The 15,883-nt window shown below is 63.9% G+C and carries 16 protein-coding genes; 13 read left to right on the top strand and 3 right to left on the bottom strand.

The genetic code is table 11. The annotated features are described in order from the left end of the window. Window positions 1-45: 45 nt before the first annotated feature. Window positions 46-840 (bottom strand): GntR family transcriptional regulator, encoded by a 795-nt coding sequence (locus JN279_RS31275; protein ID WP_202351120.1) that lies wholly within the window; start codon window positions 838-840, stop codon window positions 46-48. Further along, the gene (locus JN279_RS31270) at window positions 837-1,877 is read right to left on the bottom strand and encodes a Gfo/Idh/MocA family protein (RefSeq protein ID WP_202351119.1); all 1,041 of its coding nucleotides are present in this window, start codon (window positions 1,875-1,877) and stop codon (window positions 837-839) included. Before JN279_RS31270 ends, JN279_RS31275 begins: the two co-directional genes overlap by 4 nt. 175 nt (window positions 1,878-2,052) lie before the next feature. Between JN279_RS31270 and JN279_RS31265 the strand changes: the two genes are divergently transcribed. From JN279_RS31265 to JN279_RS31220, 10 genes are all read left to right on the top strand, one after another. After that, the gene (locus tag JN279_RS31265; RefSeq protein ID WP_202351118.1) at window positions 2,053-3,321 is read left to right on the top strand and encodes an ABC transporter substrate-binding protein; all 1,269 of its coding nucleotides are present in this window, start codon (window positions 2,053-2,055) and stop codon (window positions 3,319-3,321) included. A gap of 99 nt (window positions 3,322-3,420) precedes the next feature. Further along, complete coding sequence (locus JN279_RS31260) at window positions 3,421-4,308, top strand: carbohydrate ABC transporter permease (protein ID WP_202351117.1); 888 nt, start codon at window positions 3,421-3,423, stop codon at window positions 4,306-4,308. Window positions 4,309-4,316: 8 nt separating this feature from the next. Beyond that, window positions 4,317-5,192, top strand: a complete 876-nt coding sequence (locus tag JN279_RS31255; RefSeq protein WP_202351116.1) for a carbohydrate ABC transporter permease — start codon at window positions 4,317-4,319, stop codon at window positions 5,190-5,192. A gap of 57 nt (window positions 5,193-5,249) precedes the next feature. After that, entirely contained in the window at window positions 5,250-6,293 is a 1,044-nt protein-coding gene (locus JN279_RS31250; protein ID WP_202351115.1) for an SIS domain-containing protein, read from the top strand. Beyond that, the gene (locus JN279_RS31245; protein ID WP_202351114.1) at window positions 6,293-7,222 is read left to right on the top strand and encodes an ROK family protein; all 930 of its coding nucleotides are present in this window, start codon (window positions 6,293-6,295) and stop codon (window positions 7,220-7,222) included. The genes JN279_RS31250 and JN279_RS31245 overlap by 1 nt, the downstream gene beginning before the upstream one ends. Window positions 7,223-7,226: 4 nt before the next feature. Then, window positions 7,227-8,318: an ABC transporter ATP-binding protein gene (locus JN279_RS31240; RefSeq protein ID WP_202351113.1), complete on the top strand. Its 1,092-nt coding sequence runs from the start codon at window positions 7,227-7,229 to the stop codon at window positions 8,316-8,318. A 141-nt stretch (window positions 8,319-8,459) separates the two neighbouring features. Beyond that, window positions 8,460-9,458: an ABC transporter ATP-binding protein gene (locus JN279_RS31235; RefSeq protein WP_202353834.1), complete on the top strand. Its 999-nt coding sequence runs from the start codon at window positions 8,460-8,462 to the stop codon at window positions 9,456-9,458. A 1-nt stretch (window position 9,459) separates the two neighbouring features. Beyond that, window positions 9,460-10,329 carry an ABC transporter permease gene (locus JN279_RS31230; RefSeq protein ID WP_202351112.1) on the top strand — a complete coding sequence of 290 codons (870 nt, stop codon included), beginning with the start codon at window positions 9,460-9,462 and terminating at the stop codon, window positions 10,327-10,329. Then, the gene (locus JN279_RS31225; RefSeq protein ID WP_096455222.1) at window positions 10,326-11,129 is read left to right on the top strand and encodes an ABC transporter permease; all 804 of its coding nucleotides are present in this window, start codon (window positions 10,326-10,328) and stop codon (window positions 11,127-11,129) included. The genes JN279_RS31230 and JN279_RS31225 overlap by 4 nt, the downstream gene beginning before the upstream one ends. Before the next feature lie 79 nt (window positions 11,130-11,208). Continuing rightward, complete coding sequence (locus tag JN279_RS31220; RefSeq protein WP_202351111.1) at window positions 11,209-12,255, top strand: extracellular solute-binding protein; 1,047 nt, start codon at window positions 11,209-11,211, stop codon at window positions 12,253-12,255. Between the two features lie 69 nt (window positions 12,256-12,324). Here the strand turns inward: JN279_RS31220 and JN279_RS31215 are convergent, their stop codons facing one another. Further along, a complete protein-coding gene (locus tag JN279_RS31215) occupies window positions 12,325-13,026 on the bottom strand; it encodes a GntR family transcriptional regulator (RefSeq protein WP_202351110.1) in 702 nt (233 codons plus the stop codon). Between the two features lie 136 nt (window positions 13,027-13,162). Between JN279_RS31215 and JN279_RS31210 the strand changes: the two genes are divergently transcribed. Genes JN279_RS31210 through JN279_RS31200 form a run of 3 tightly spaced genes read left to right on the top strand, consistent with a single transcriptional unit; the run spans window position 13,163 to window position 15,883 of the window. After that, the gene (locus tag JN279_RS31210) at window positions 13,163-14,056 is read left to right on the top strand and encodes a fumarylacetoacetate hydrolase family protein (protein ID WP_202351109.1); all 894 of its coding nucleotides are present in this window, start codon (window positions 13,163-13,165) and stop codon (window positions 14,054-14,056) included. A gap of 28 nt (window positions 14,057-14,084) precedes the next feature. Beyond that, window positions 14,085-15,359, top strand: coding sequence for a metal-dependent hydrolase family protein (locus JN279_RS31205; RefSeq protein ID WP_202351108.1), 1,275 nt, complete (start codon window positions 14,085-14,087; stop codon window positions 15,357-15,359). A gap of 5 nt (window positions 15,360-15,364) precedes the next feature. Beyond that, entirely contained in the window at window positions 15,365-15,883 is a 519-nt protein-coding gene (locus tag JN279_RS31200; protein ID WP_202351107.1) for a 4-vinyl reductase, read from the top strand.

Below are 15,883 nucleotides of genomic sequence, written 5' to 3'. Positions count from 1 at the left end.
GGCTTACCCGATGCGACCTCTTCGCTGCTCCGCCTTCCCGGGCCGCTATTCGCGGTCCGCCCGTGACAGCGGAATGCGAGGGGCAGCGGTCTTGCCGGTGCGGGAGAAGGATGTGCGCAGGCGATAGCGGTCGCCGGCGTAGCGGATCGTCGAGGACAGCAGCGGCCGGCCGGCCGTATCGACAATGAGCTGGCGCATGACCAGGGTGGATTTGCCGACATCGATGTCGAGGTGACGCGCCAGCACGGGATCGGCGCCATGCGCCTCGATCGTGGTTTCGGCGCGCGCCAGGTCGACGCCGGCGTCGATCAGCAGGCCGAACAGCGACGCGCTGCTGAAATCGATATGGCTGAGGTCGGGAACGAGGCTTGCGGCAAAGAACGAGGTGTCGACAGCGACCGGCACCTGGTCGAGGCGGCGGATACGCTCGAGATGAAACAGCGCGGCACCCGGTGCGATCGCAAGCTCCTCGGCTTCGTCGAGCGAGGCCGGCGCCTGTTCGGCGCGCAGCACGTCGGAGGAGGGCGTCAGGCCGAGACGCCTGGCGGTCTCGCTGAACGATTCCAGCGTGTTGGGAAATTCCTTCGGCACCTTGGCCGAGACATACCAGCCGCGCCCGTGCGAGGGCGTCAGCACGCCTTCCTCGACAAGGCTTTGCAGGGCCCGTCGCAAGGTCACCCTCGAGATCGACATGCGCGTGAACAGGTCGCGCTCGGCCGGCAGCCGCGCGCCCGAGGCGAGCTTGCCGCTGGCGATCTCCTGCAGGATCGCATCGGCCGCTTGCCGCCACAGCGGCTCCGGTCCGTCCGACTGCAGTGGCGAGCCCTCCATCTCAGTCATCCATCCGCCTTCACCTTTTCCCATACGCCCGTTCGCATCGAACGGTAGCAGGCGTCAATTATGTGGTTGACGATGACGCCGTCCTCGAACGTTTCCAGCGGTGTCGTCCCCGCCGCGAAGCGTTCCACAAAATGCCGCATCTGTTGCGAAAAACCATAGGCGCGGGTTTCCTCGGGCACCGGATAGACCCAGCCGGTCTCGGCATCGGCCTTCTCGACGAGATAGCCCACCGGCTTCTCGATAAAACCCCAGACCGGGCCGACCGACGTGTCGGTGACGATGCGGCCCGCCGAGCCGACCAGTTCGTGGCGAAGCTGCATGCCGCCTTTCTCGATCCATGAGGACTCGATGGTGGCGAGCTGGCCGCCGGCGAATTTCAGCAGCGCGATCGCCGTGTCTTCCCCGGTCGTCTTGTCGCCATGCACGAGTGTTGCGCCCCACGCCATCACTTCGGTGATGAGATTGTCCTTGCCGAAGAAATGGCGGGCGCTTTCGACGGTGTGGCAGCCCATATCGAGCAGGGCGCCGCCACCGGCGAGTTCGGCGTTCCAGAAATGCGGCGCGTGCGGCCCCGAATGCGCCTCACGCGCCCGCATGGTCAACAGATTGCCGATACCGCCGGCCTGGATCATCTGGTGGGCCTTGGCGATGTTGGGCGAAAACACCGCGCATTCGGCATAGCCGTGCCAGATGCCGGCGCGCTGGACGATGTCGAGGATTTCCTGCGCCTCCTTGCCGGTGCGTGCCAATGGCTTGGTGCAGATCACGGCCTTGCCGTGCTTCGCGGCGATCCTGACGGCCTCGAGATGGATCTCGTTGGGCAGCGCGATCACCACCAGCTCGACCGCCGGATCGGCGCACAGCGCGTCGATATCCCGGTGCGCGGTGACCTTGGGGCCCCATTTCCTGGCAAAGGCCGTGGCGCGTTCGAAACTGCGCGACGAGCAGGCAACCAGCTCGGCATTGCGCACGTCGAGCAGCGAGTCCGCATAGGTCTCGGCGATGAAGCCCGAGCCCAGAATTCCAACGCCGATCATTCAAATCCTCCCAGATTCTGCCCATCCGTTGGTGCTGCTCAGCCCGGATGGACCTGCTTCACGGAAAAGACAACACAATACCACTTGTCACAAGATGTATCAGTAGGTATGGTCCGAGGCAACAGTGCAAAATCGTGAATCCACACGAGGCACCATCTTGAGGGAGAGCAGGAAAATGCGTTCCATAAATGTATCGGTCCCGCTGGCGGTAACGTTCGGCGTGATGTTTGCAGGCGGTGTCGGTGCCGCGTTTGCCGACCCGGTCACCATCACCTTGAACAGCTGGCGCACCGAGGACATCGCGGTGTGGCAGGACACCATCCTGCCGGCCTTCGAGGCCAAGCATCCCGACATCAAGGTCGAGTTCGCGCCGATCAACACCAATGAATACAACGCCGCCATCCAGTCGCAGATCGAAGGCGGCGCCGGCGGCGACCTGATCACCTGCCGCCCGTTCGACGTGAACCGCGAATGGATCAAGCGCGGCTATTTCGAGCCGCTCGAAGGCCTGCCGGGCCTCGAAAATTTCGACAAAACCTCGCGGGCCGCATGGTCGGGCGCCGACGACAAGGCCTACTGCCTGCCGGTCGCCGCCGTGCTCGCCGGCTTCTACTACAATGCCGACATCTTCAAGGAACTGGGCCTTAAGGTGCCGACCACCAGCGCCGAGTTCATCGATGTGCTGACCGCGATCAAGAAGGATGGCCGCTACACGCCGCTCGCCTATGGCGCGGCCGAATCCTGGCAGCTCGCCTATAATGGCCTGTACTCGATCGGCCCGGCCTACTGGAAAGGCGAGGAGGGCCGGCTTGGCCTGATCGACGGCAAGAAGAAGCTGACCGATCCGGAATTCGTCGACGCCATCGCCGCCTTCGCCGCCTGGAAGCCGTTCCTGCCTGCCGGGCAGGAGAGCCTGAACTATGCCGACATGACGCAGCTATTCACGCTCGGCAAGGCGGCCATCCTTCCCGACGGTTCGTGGGACATCAACCAGGTGACCTCGACCAACCTCAATGTCGGCGTTTTCGGGCCGCCGGTGCCCAAGGCCGGCGACAAGCGCTATTTGCAGGAAATGCCCGACATGGGCATCGGCATCAACGCCAAGAGCACGCACAAGGAAGCGGCAAAAACCTTCCTCGACTGGGTGGCCGGGCCTGAATTCCAGGAACTCTACGTCAACGCAGCTCCCGGCTTCTTTGCCATGAGCTCGAAGCCGGTCACTTACAAGAACAAGCTGGCGCAGGATTTCGCCGACCTCAAGAAGGGCGCCGAGCTCACCCCGCGCCTGGCGCTGGATCGCCTGAGCTCCGGCACGCCGCCGCTCGACGACGAGACCTGGCGCCTGCTGCAGGTGATGTTCACCAAGGCGGATGTCACCCCGCAGCAGGTTGCGACCGAACTCCAGGCCGGCCTCGCCTCCTGGTACGGGCCGCAGAAGAAGTAATCCGGATCAGCTTTGCGCATGTCTTGCCAGATGGCGGGGCATGCGCAAGCCTCCGGCACGCCGACGCCATCTCAGCCGGCGTGAACATGAGGTTTTCCCTTGATATCTCCCGCCGCCGCTTACCGAAACCTGCTGCTCTTCGTGTTGCCGGCGTTGGCCGTCTATCTGGTCTTTGCCGTGCTGCCGCTGGCGACCTCGATCGTCATGAGCTTCTTCCAGACCAGCGGCGCTTCGGGAGACACCTTCGTCGGCTTTGCCAATTACGTGCGCCTGTTCACCCACCCGACCATCAGCGCCCGCTTCTGGAATGCGTTGCTCAACAACATGCAGTATTTCGCCATCCATCTGATCGTCGAAGTGCCGATGGGTCTACTGCTGGCGGCGTTGCTCACCTCAGGAAAACTGGCCCGCTCCGAAGGCATTTACCGCACGCTGCTGTTCATACCGGCGACGCTGTCGGTGGTCATTGTCGGCTTCGTCTGGCGCCTGATCATCAACCCGCTCTGGGGCCTTGTCGGCTTCCCGTTGCTGGGCACGGAATCGACAGCACTCACCACCATCTCGCTGATGTCGGTCTGGGAGTATTTTGGCATCCCGATGGTCTTCCTCTACAGCGCTCTGCTGGCGGTGCCCAACGAGCTTGTCGAGGCCGCCAACATCGACGGCGCCGGCGGCTGGACGACCTTCTGGAAGATCAAGTTCCCGCTGATCGCGCCGCAGTTCGGGCTGATCGCCATCCTCACCTATATCTGGACCTTCAACGGCTTCGACCTGGTCTTTGCGCTCAACGGCTCGGCGCCCGGGCCGAATTACAGCACCGACATTCTCGGCACCTATTTCTACCGCACCTTCTTCGGCTCGAGCGGGCAGCTTGCCGATCTCGATCTGGGTGCCGCGGTCGCAACGGTCATCTTCCTCACCGTGTTGCTGGTCACCGCGGCCTATTTCTGGCTGATCCAGCGCCGCCTGAAATCCTATTCGGTCTAGGAACTGAGATGAGCGCTCCGGACCTCACCATACCCCCCGCCCGCCATCGCCAGGACCGCGAACCCTGGACGGTGGAGCGCATCATCGTGCATGCGCTGCTGATCGTTTTCGTGCTGCTTGCCATCGGGCCGGTGCTGATCGTCATCATCAATTCGCTGAAGACGACGCCGGCGATCTTCGGCGGACCGTTCGACCTGCCGACGGCCAAGACCTTCAGCCTGGAAGGCTACAAACGCGTCTTCACGCGCGGCAATTTCATCGTCAATTACCGCAACAGCCTGATCGTGACGGTGACGACGATCTTGCTGACGGTGGTGCTGTCGACGCTCGCCGCCTTTGCGCTGGTCGAATACCGGGTGCGGCTGGCGTCACTGCTCAGCGGCCTGTTCGTGCTCGGCATCATGCTGCCGATCCGGCTCGGCACCATCCCGCTGATCCAGATGATGCTCGCCTGGAGATTGATGGATACGCTGGTGGCGCTCATCCTCGTCTACACCGCCATGAGCATCCCGATCGCGGTGACGCTGATGGTCACCTATTTCCGCACCGTGCCGACCGATCTCAAGGAAGCGGCGCGCATGGATGGGGCGAGCGAACTGCGCACCTTCTGGATCGTGCTGCCGCTGGTCAGGCCGGGCCTCGCCGCGGTCGCGGCACTCACCATGCTGCCTGTCTGGAACGATCTCTGGTTCCCGCTGATCCTGGCGCCAAGCCGGCAGAACCAGACGGTGACGCTCGGCGTGCAGCAGTTCGTCGGCCAGTTCATGAACGACTATCCCGCACTGCTCGCGGCACTCACGCTTGGTGCTGTGCCGCTGGTGCTGCTGTTCACCCTGTTCTCGCGGCAATTCATCAGCGGCCTGAGCAAGGGCTACAGCAAATAACCGGACCCCCGACGGATTTTAACAAGACCGACAATTTCGAACTGATGGAACACTGAGATGCAGATAGGCAATTACATCCGCCGGCAGCCCGCGACCCTCGCCGGCCTGCCAGCGGCAATCAGCGCGGAGCTCGCTGGTTTCGCCAGCCTGCGCCAGACGCCGGAGCGGATCGTGCTGCTCGGCACGGGATCGTCGATGAATGCGCTTCTGGCCGGCGCCGAGGCGCTGGAGGAAGGCACGGGCGCCTCGGTGATCGCCAAGGAGCCGGAGGCTTTCCTGCGCCTCCCGCCAAAGGCATCGGGACAGCGCACGCTGGTTCTGGCCGCCTCGCAGTCCGGCATGAGCATCACCACGATCGAGGCGGTGCGTCTCTCGGTGCAACTAGGCTTTCCGACCCTCGTCATCACCGGCGAGGCCGGCAGCCTGATCACCGAGACCGGCGCCGAGATCATCGTCATGCCGATCGGTCCCGAGACCGTCGGGCCGAAGACCATGGGCTATACCGCCACCGTCATGTCGGTGCTGGCGGTCGCCGCCAAGCTTGCCGGCAAGACGGTCGATCTGTCGGGACTGCTCGCGCAACTGGAGCAGACGGCTGAAACCGGTTTGGTTGCAGCGAAAGACCTGGTCACCCGCTTCGGCGTCCCCGATTACATCCTGGTCGCAGGTCAGGCGACGCATCTCGGCACCGCGCTCGAGACGTCGCTCAAGATTGCCGAGATCAGCGGCGTGCCCACCGCTGGCTTCGACACCGAAGAGGCGCTGCATGGGCATGTCTACGGCACCACCAACAACAGCCTGGTGATCGCAATCGCGCAGACCGAAACCGAGGCCAAGGTCGCCGCCAATCTCGGCGAGGCGCTGGCCGAACTCGGACCGCGCACCGTTGTCCTCAACCTCTCCGGTCATCCGACTCGCTTCGACCTCGATGTCAGCTGGCCGACGGCGCCCTCACAGCAATGGCTCGCCGGCTGCTGGGCGCCGATGCCGCTGCAATGGTACGGCTGCGAACTGGCGATCGCGCGCGGCATCGATCCCGACAAGATGATCTACCCCAACCTCGGAAAGCGGCTCAACGTGCGCATCCGCAAGGAGGCCTGATGGTAACCGCTGTTGGAATCGACATTGGCGGCAGCCTGGTCAAGCTCGGCGTCGTCGATGGTTCAGGCAAGGTGCTCGCACGGGATGCGGTGCCGGTGCATCGGGACATCGAATTCGCCGAATTCGTGCATCTGGCGACCGAGGCAACCGAAGAGTTGAGGCGAGCGTTTCCCGACATCACAGCCATCGGCATCGGCGTGCCGGGCACGCCAAATCCCGAGACCGGCATGCTCAACGGTCGCTGCCCGGCGATCCCGGCACTGCTCAAGGGGTCCCTATCAAAGCTGTTCTCGATCCGCTTCGGCGTGCCGGCCGTCGTCCGCAACGATGCCGTCAGCGCCACCCATGGCGAAATGCGCCACGGCGCCGGGCGTCCGTACTCGCGCTTTGCGCTGCTCACGCTCGGCACCGGCATTGGCGGCTCCATGGTCATCGACCGCAAGGTCATCGATGGCCCGGACGGCTTGCCGCCGCAATTCGGCTGCATCTCGCTCGACCCGGCCCGTACCGACATCGCCGATCCGGTGCCGGGCATGGTCGAGAACCTGGCCAGCGCCCGTGCGCTGGTCAACCGCTATCGCCAGCTCAAGCCGGACAGCGACGCCAAGGACGCCGAGACCGTCGTCGATCTCGCCAAGCAAGGCGACGCGATCGCGCTGCAGGTGGTTGACGAGGTGGCGCGCTGGCTCGGACAGATGATCGGCATCATGTCGAACATGCTCAACATCGAGGCGGCGATCATCGGCGGCGGCCTGTCGCTGGCCGGTCCCTTCTTCATCGACCGCATTGCCAAAAATGTCAGGGATTTCGTGCTGCTGAAGCCCGGCCGTCCGCCGGTGATCGTTGCGGCCGAGCACGGCAACGATGCCGGCGTGATCGGCACCGCGGCTCTGGCGCTCGACATGTTTGCGCCCACGGCAAAGGAATAGCGCAATGGCCGATGTCGAACTGCGCAAAGTGTCCAAGAGTTTTCAGAACCTGAAGGTCGTGCACGACATCGATCTCGACATTGCCGAGGGCGAATTCGTCGTCCTCGTCGGCCCGTCCGGCTGCGGCAAGTCGACGACGCTGCGCATGGTGGCGGGACTGGACCGGCCGAGCGGCGGCGAGATCCACATTGGCGGCAGGCTGGTCAACGACGTCCAGGCCAGGGACCGCGACATCGCCATGGTCTTCCAGAGCTACGCGCTCTATCCGCAAATGACGGTGGCGCAGAACATGGCTTTCGGCCTGCGCATCCGCAAGGTGCCGGATGCCGAGGTGACGCAACGCATCGCCCGTGTCGCCGACATCCTCGATCTCAGCGAGCTTCTTCACCGCAAGCCGCACCAGCTCTCCGGCGGCCAGCGCCAGCGCGTTGCCATGGGCCGCGCCATGGTGCGCCAGCCGAAAGTCTTCCTGTTCGACGAGCCGCTTTCCAACCTCGACGCCAAGCTCAGGGTCAAGATGCGCGCCGAGATCAAGAAGCTGCACCAGATGGTCGCCACCACCACGGTCTACGTCACCCACGACCAGGTCGAGGCGATGACGCTGGCCGACCGCGTCGTGGTGATGAACAAGGGCCGCATCGAGCAGATCGGCCCGCCCAACGACCTCTACCATGAGCCGGCCAGCCGCTTCGTCGCCGGTTTCATCGGCAGCCCCGGCATGAATTTCTTCAAATGCCGGCTGGAGGCGCGTGGCGACAGGCTTGCAGTGGTACTCGGCGACGGCACCGCGCTCGCGGTGCCGGCTTCGCGCACGGCGCGCTATGCCGGGCATGTCGGGCGCGAGCTCGAATTCGGCCTGCGCCCCGAGCACATCACCGAGCAGCGCGAGCGGCCCGACACCGTCGACATCAAGGTCCCGGTCGAGGTTGTCGAACCGATGGGCATGGAGACGCTGCTGCATGTGCTGGTCGCCGGCGCGGAAGCGACGGCACGCATCGATCCGGCGGCGACGCCGAGGCCAGGCGAGATGGCGACGCTGTCACTCGGCATGGGCCACATGCACCTGCTCCACCTCGAAAGCGGCAAAGTCCTTTGATCGCCACACTTTCACGTGTCGAAACAGGAAAACAATATATTATCCGTTGACAAATATAATTTTGGAGCGAATTTTTAGGTGCGGCGCCAGATGACCGTGATGGTCAGGGCCATCTCCACGCAGTCCAGGAATGTGCCGGCCATGATCGACATCCACAGCGTGTCAAAGTCCTTCGTGACCCGGGATGCCGATCCGGTGCATGCGCTGAACGAAGTCAGCCTGGAAATCTACGACAATGAGTTTTTTACGCTGCTCGGCCCGTCGGGCTGCGGCAAGACGACCCTGCTGCGCCTGATCGCCGGCTTCGAGGCGCCGAGTTCGGGCGCCATCCGCATCGCCGGCAACGACGTCGCCGCGCTGCCGCCGCAGAAGCGGCCGGTCAACACCGTGTTCCAGAGCTACGCGCTGTTCCCGCATATGAGCGTCGCCGAGAATGTCGCCTTCGGGCTGGAAATGCAGAACGCGCCGAAAGCGCTGATCGACGAGCGCGTCCGCGAAGCGCTGGCAATGGTGCGGTTGGAAGGCTTCGCCGCGCGCCGTCCGGCACAATTGTCGGGCGGCCAGCAGCAGCGCGTCGCGGTGGCGCGCGCGCTGGCGCCGAAGCCCAGCGTGCTGCTGCTCGACGAACCGCTATCGGCGCTCGACCTCAAACTGCGTAAGGGCATGCAGAGCGAGTTGAAGCGGCTGCAGCGCGAAACCGGCATCACCTTCGTGCTGGTCACCCACGACCAGGAGGAGGCGCTGGCCATGTCCGACCGCATCGCGGTGATGCGCAGCGGCGACGTGCTGCAGGTCGGTACCCCGCGCGACATCTACGACAATCCGCAGGATCGCTTCGTCGCCGACTTCATCGGCGAGTCCAACCTTTTGCCCGGCGCCGCCCTTGGCCGCGATCCGGCCAAGACCATCGTCGTGCGCCCCGAGCACATCGTCGTCTCGCCCGTATCGGACGGCGCCAGGGGCCACGCCACGGGCGCGGTCTCCGCCATCACTTTTCTCGGCTCCGACACGCTGTATGAAGTCGTGCTGGAGGAGGGGGCAAAACTGCATTCGCGCTCGCGCGGCGGTGCTTCGCTTTCGACAGGCGACAGGGTCGTCGTCGACTGGGCGCACTCTGTCGAACGCGAACTGGCGAACTGAGATGGGTCCGAACCGCACCTGGCTCCTGATTGCGCCGGCCATGCTGGTCATCGGCATCTTCATGGTGCTGCCGCTGTTGCTGGCGGTCGCCTATTCCTTCATGACCGCCAACCCCTATGGTGGCGTCACCCAGCCTGCGACCTTCGACGCCTATCTGCAGTTCCTCTACCAGCGCGACTTCGACGACAGTCTGGTGTTTTCGCCGAGCTACGCGCTGATCATCCTGCGCTCGATCTACCTCGCCATCGCCACCACTTTGATCTGCCTCGTGCTCGGCCTTCCCGTCGCCTGGTACATCGTCTGCCAGACGCCCGAGCGCCGGCGCATCCTGCTGTTCGCCGTCACGCTGCCGTTCTGGATCAACACGCTGATCCGCACCTATTGCTGGATCCTGATCCTGCGCGATGAAGGCCTGGCGAACGGCGCGCTGCGCCATGCCGGCATCATCTCCGATCCGCTGCCGCTGCTCTACAATGACGGCTCGATCCTGCTCGGCCTCGTCTATACCTTCCTGCCTTTCATGGTGCTGCCGATCTATTCGACGCTGGAGCGCATCGATCCAAGGCTGATCGAGGCCGCGCACGACCTCTACGCCAGCCGCAGCGCCGTCTTCCGCCGCATCGTCTGGCCGCTGGCGCGGCCCGGCGCGCTGGCCGGCGCCACGCTGGTCTTCGCGCCGGCGCTGGGTTCCTTCCTGGCGCCGGACCTGCTCGGCGGCGGCAAGAAACTGCTCATCGGCAGCCTGATCCAGATGCAGTTCACCTCGTCGCGCAACTGGCCGTTTGGGGCGGCGCTGTCGACCGTCGTGACGGTCGTCGTGCTCACAGTCTTCGTCATCCGCTCGCGCAAGGTACAGGAGGACCGGCGATGAACGGCGCCAAACCCTTCGACTGGCGGCACACGCCCGGCCTGTCGGCCTACACCGCGCTGATCTTCGTGTTCTTCTACGCGCCGCTGCTGATCCTGGTGATCTATGCCTTCAACTCGAGCCGGCTGGTCACCGTCTGGTCCGGCTTCAGTTTCAAATGGTTCGTCGCGGTGGCCAACAATGGCGCGATCCGCGATGCCGCCTTCAACAGCGTTGTCATTGCCATCGTCGCCACCATCGCCTCGACCGCGATCGCCACGGCCGGCGCGCTGGCGCTGGAACGCGGCCGGCTGCGCTTCGGGCGCGGCGCGGCGACGGCGCTGATCGCCATGCCGCTGGTGGTGCCGGAGATCGTCGTGGCGATCACCACGCTGATCTTCTTCTCGGGGCTCGGCATGCATCACGGGCTGATCAATCTGATGATCGCCCACACCGTCTTCTGCATCCCGTTCGCGCTGCTGCCGATCCAGGCGAGGCTGCGCGACATGGGCGGCACGCTGGAGGAGGCTGGCCGCGATCTCTATGCCGATGAGTGGCGGCTGTTCCGACGCGTCACGCTGCCCTTGCTGGTCCCGGCAATCTCGGCCGGCGCCATCATGGCCTTCGTCGTCTCGCTCGACGATTTCCTGATCTCGATGATGGTGTCGAGCGCCGGCTCGACCACGCTGCCCGTCTACATCTACGGCATGATGCGGCTTGGCGTGACGCCGGAGGTCAACGCCATCTCCACCATCCTGCTTGCCGTTTCCATCGTCTTCGTCGCCGCGGCCCTGCTCGTCGGACGGCGCAACAGACTTGCCTGACCATGATCCCGAAAAGTGGAGGCCGGTTTTCGGAAAAGATCATGGTCACAACGAGAAAACAAACCAGAGGAGAACGACCGTGACCACATGGAAAGAAGGATTTTCATCATTAGCCCTTGCCGCCGCCATGATGGGGGCGGTCACCACCGGTGCACTCGCCGATGCCGGCGAGCTGCACATCTACAACTGGACCGACTACACATCGGACGAAATGATCAAGAAGTTCGAGGCCGAGACCGGGATCAAGGTGACCATCGACACCTACGATTCCAACGAGACCGCGCTCGCCAAACTGAGTTCCGGTGCTGCCGGCTACGACGTAATGATCATCAGCAACGATTTCGTGCCGATCTTCGTCAAGCAGAAGCTGTTCCAGGAGGTCGATGCGGCGGCGATGCCCAACTTCAAGAACGTCGATCCGAAATGGCAGCACCGGCCCTGGGATCCGGATGCGAAATACACCGTGCCATGGGTGTGGGGCACCACCTCCTATTCGGTCGACACAGCCGTCTACAAAGGCCCGACCGACAGTTTGAAGCCGCTGTTCGATCCGCCGGCGGAACTCAAGGGCAAGGTCGGCATGTTCGGCTCGCCGACCGAGGTGATCTCGCTGGCGCTCGTCTATCTCGGCAAGGACCAGTGCAACAGCAATCCCGCTGACCTCAAGGAACTCGATGCCTTGCTCGAAGCGCAGAAACCCTTCGTGAAAGTCTACAATTCCGACGGCATCGTCGAGCGCCAGGTTGCCGGCGAGACGGTCATGCACGAGCAGTGGTCGGGCAAGGCACTGGCGACACGCCAGCAGAAGTCGACGGTCAAATACGTCTATCCAAAGGAAGGCGTTGTGGGCTGGATGGACAATGTCGCCGTGCCGACGACGGCGCCCAATCTCGACAATGCCAAGAAATTCCTCAACTTCCTGATGGATCCCGAAAACATCGCGCTGCAGCAGAAATACACCGGCTACCAGAGCGGGATCGCCGGATCGAACAAACTGCTGGCGCCGGACGTTGGCGGCTCGCCCGAATTCAATCCGCCGGCCGATCTCAAGATCACCTTCGCGCCGTCATGCGACGAGAAGGCGATCCGCGCCTATGACCGGATCTGGACGAACCTGCGCCAGTAGGCCGCGACGAAAAAACGCCGCCCGTTCGCGGGCGGCGTTTGTTTCTGTCCGAGGAGATCGAATGAAACGCTATGCCCGCTCGATCGTCTTGCGCGCCGGCAAATCGTCGGCTTCCGCCGCCAGCAGGATGTCGGTGGTGACGGCCAGATGCGCCGCCAGCAATTCGCAGGCCTTCTCCGCATCGCGGTCGAGCACCGCATTGGCGAGGTCCTGATGTTCCTTGCTGATGTTGCGGGCTTTTGGCGCCAGCGAGACCGAGCGGCGGCGGTAGCGTTCGCTCTGGTCGTAAAGCTGGTCGCGCAGGCGCAAAAGCCAGCGGCTGTCGCAGCCGGCGACCAGCGCCTTGTGGAAGGCCGCGTGCGCGGTCGCCCATTCGTCGCTCGAATGCACCGGATCGTCGGGCGTGTGCTCGGGCGTGCGCGACAGCCGGTGCAGGGCGGCGACCAGCTGCGATTCCCAGGCGACATCGCCGACCTCGATGGCGCGGCGGATGCACAGCGTTTCGATCTGGATGCGCGTCTTGGTGAGATCGATCAGATCCTCGGCCGAGATCGGCGCTGCACGAAAGCCGCGCTGCGGTTCAGCCACGACGAGGCCTTCGGAGGTCAGCCGCGACAAGGCCTCGCGGATGGCGCCGAGGCTGACCGACAGCCTGTCGCAGAGTTCCTGGACCTTGAGCCGGCTGCCGGGCGCGATCCGGCACGACAACAGGTCGGCGCGCAGATCTTCATACGCGCCCTGGGTGAGATTGATCGAGCCTTCCCTAGCCATTCGTTTGCCTGCGGGCGAATCCGTCCTTCGAGGGGCCTTGATACATTATCCCAGCAGAAAGTCAGAATGCAAAATAATATATTCTCTGTTGACAGATATATAATTTCTCAACAAAGTCCAGTCTTCACGAGCAAGGATGAGGCCAGTGCGATTTGCAGCCTATAAATCGTCGCGGGGACCTGGGCTGGCGATTGCCTTGCCGGCAGGCGAGTTCCGCGGCATCGACGCCAGCGATGCGATGTTTCCGGGATGGCTGGACGAACTGATCGCCGAAGGCACGCCGGCACTCCAGGCCGCCGGCGAGAAGCTGGCCTGCGGGCGCGAGATCGATGCGAAATCCGTCGAATGGCTGCCGCCGATCTCGAGGCCCGGCAAGATCATCTGCGTCGGCCTCAACTATGTCGACCATTCAATCGAGAGCGGCTTCGTGCCGCCGACCTATCCGACTTTGTTCGCCCGCTTCTCGACCAGCCTGATCGGCCATGGCGCCGCGATCCGCCGGCCGGAGGCCTCGATCCAGCTCGACTATGAGGGCGAGATGGTGGCGGTCATCGGCAAGGCCGGCCGCCACATTGCCCCAAGCCAGGCGCTCAGCCATGTCGCCGGCTATTCCATCTTCAACGACGGCTCGATCCGCGACTTCCAGACCAAGGCGCCGCAATGGACCGTCGGCAAGAATTTCGACGGCACCGGCTCGTTCGGGCCGATCTTCGTCACGGCGGACGAACTGCCGCCGGGCGGCAAGGGCCTGCGCATCCAGACGCGGCTCAACGGCGAGATCGTCCAGAACGCCTCGACCGACGACATGATCTTCGATGTCGTCTCGCTGATCTCCATCATCAGCGAAGCGATCACGCTCGAACCCGGCGACATCCTCGTCACCGGCACGCCGTCCGGCGTCGGCGTGGCGCGCAAGCCGCAGCTGTTCATGAAGCATGGCGACATCTGCGAGGTCGAGCTGGAAGGCGTCGGCATCCTGTCCAATGTCGTGGCCGATGACGTCATCGCAGCCCAGGCCGTCAACCAATAACCCTCGCCAACTCCGAAAGGACGAAGTCATGACAAGAGTGATGTTCCGAAATGCCATGATCTGGGACGGCACGGGGGCCGACGCCTATCCGGCCGACCTGCTGGTCGACAATGGCCGCATCGTTACCATCGCGCGCACGCCGGGGCAATTGTCGGGCGAGGGCGCGACGACGGTCGAGTGCCGCGGCATGACGCTGATGCCGGGCCTCGTCGAAGGCCATGCCCATATTTCCTTCGGCGGTGCGATCAAGGATTCCGACCTCGGCCTGATCCCGCCGGAAGAACATCTGCTGCTCACCATGCGCAACGCCAAGACCTTGCTCGACCATGGCTTCACCAGCGCCTACAGCGCGGCGACCTCGAAGCTCCGCCTCGACATCGTCATCCGCAACGAGATCAACGCCGGCCGCTTGCCGGGCCCGCGCATGCGCGCCGGCAGCCCCGAGATCACGGTCACTGGCGGCCTCGGTGACGAGCGCCAGCAGCACATGTATCACGAGAGCTTCGGCATGATCGCCGACGGCGTCGAGGAAATCACCAAGGCGGTGCGGCTCTGCTGCCGCGAAGGCGCCGACAACATCAAGATCAACATCTCCGGCGATGATCTGAGCCCTGCGGCACATGGTGGCCTCACCGTCATGAGCGAGGCCGAGGTGCTGACGGCGGTGCAGGTGGCGCGCGACTTCGGCAAGAAGATCAACTGCCATGCCCGTGCCGCCGGTTCGGTCAAGCGCGCGGTGAAGTGCGGCGTCGATGTCATCTATCACTGCGAATCCGCCGATGAGGAGGCGCTCGATGCGCTGGAATCGGCCAAGGACCGCATCTTCGTCGGCCCGGCCATCGGCATCATCTACGGCACGCTCTATGAGGGCGAGCCCTTCGGCTTCACCCATGAGATGGCGGTGAAGTTCGGCATGCAGCGCATCCTCGACGACAGCCGCAAGGTCTACACCGAACTGCGCAAGCGCGGCGTGCGCGCGCTGATCGGCGGCGACTACGGTTTCGCGCAGACGCCGCAGGGCACCAACGCGCGGGATCTGAAGCATTTCGTCGACCTCTTGGGATATTCGCCCAGCGAAGCGCTGCAGTGCGGCACCCGGCTCGGCGGCCAGGTGATGGGCCTCGGCGATGAACTCGGCATGGTCAAGGAAGGTTTTATTGCCGACCTGCTGCTGGTCAATGGCGACCCGCTGAAGGATCTCGACATGATGGTGCATGAGAAGAACCTCATCGTCATCATGAAGGATGGCGAACTCTACAAGGATCAGTCGGCCTCGGTCGCTTCGCAGCGGCAAGCGGCTTAAGCAGCATGCAGCCCGCGGTTCCGATCGATGTCGATGAGACGAACGGCATCTGGCGGACCGACGGGCTGCCGATGGTCTATTTGCCCAGGCACTTCCTGGTGAACAATCATCTCGCGGTCGAGGCAGCCCTCGGCCGCGAGGCTTATCGAGACATCTTGCGCGCGGCTACGGCGAAATCCGCCATCGAATGGTGCGAGGCGCAGGTGCGAGGCAAAGGCCTCGATCCCGAGGCCACCTTCCGCCACTATTTCCAGCGCCTGTCGCAGCGCGGCTGGGGCCAGTTCTCGATCGACTTGCTTGCCGGCCGCCGCGGCAGCATCAGCCTGCGCAATTCTATGTTCGCGCTCGAGGCCGGGCAGCAACCCGGCCAGCGCGTCTGCTACATGTTCGAAGGCTTCGTCACCGGCGCCTTCTCATTCCTGCTCGGCATCGCGGATCCGACGGCGGTCGCATGCGAGGAGACATATTGCGCCTGCGACGGCCAGCATGACCATTGCCGGTTCGATTTCGAAGCCAAGCTCTAG

It is taken from the genome of Mesorhizobium sp. 113-1-2 (genome assembly GCF_016756475.1).
GTDB classification, from domain to species: Bacteria; Pseudomonadota; Alphaproteobacteria; order Rhizobiales; family Rhizobiaceae; genus Mesorhizobium; species Mesorhizobium loti_C.
Note: the sequence above shows the minus strand (reverse complement) of the source record. Positions and strands in the feature narration are given on the sequence as shown.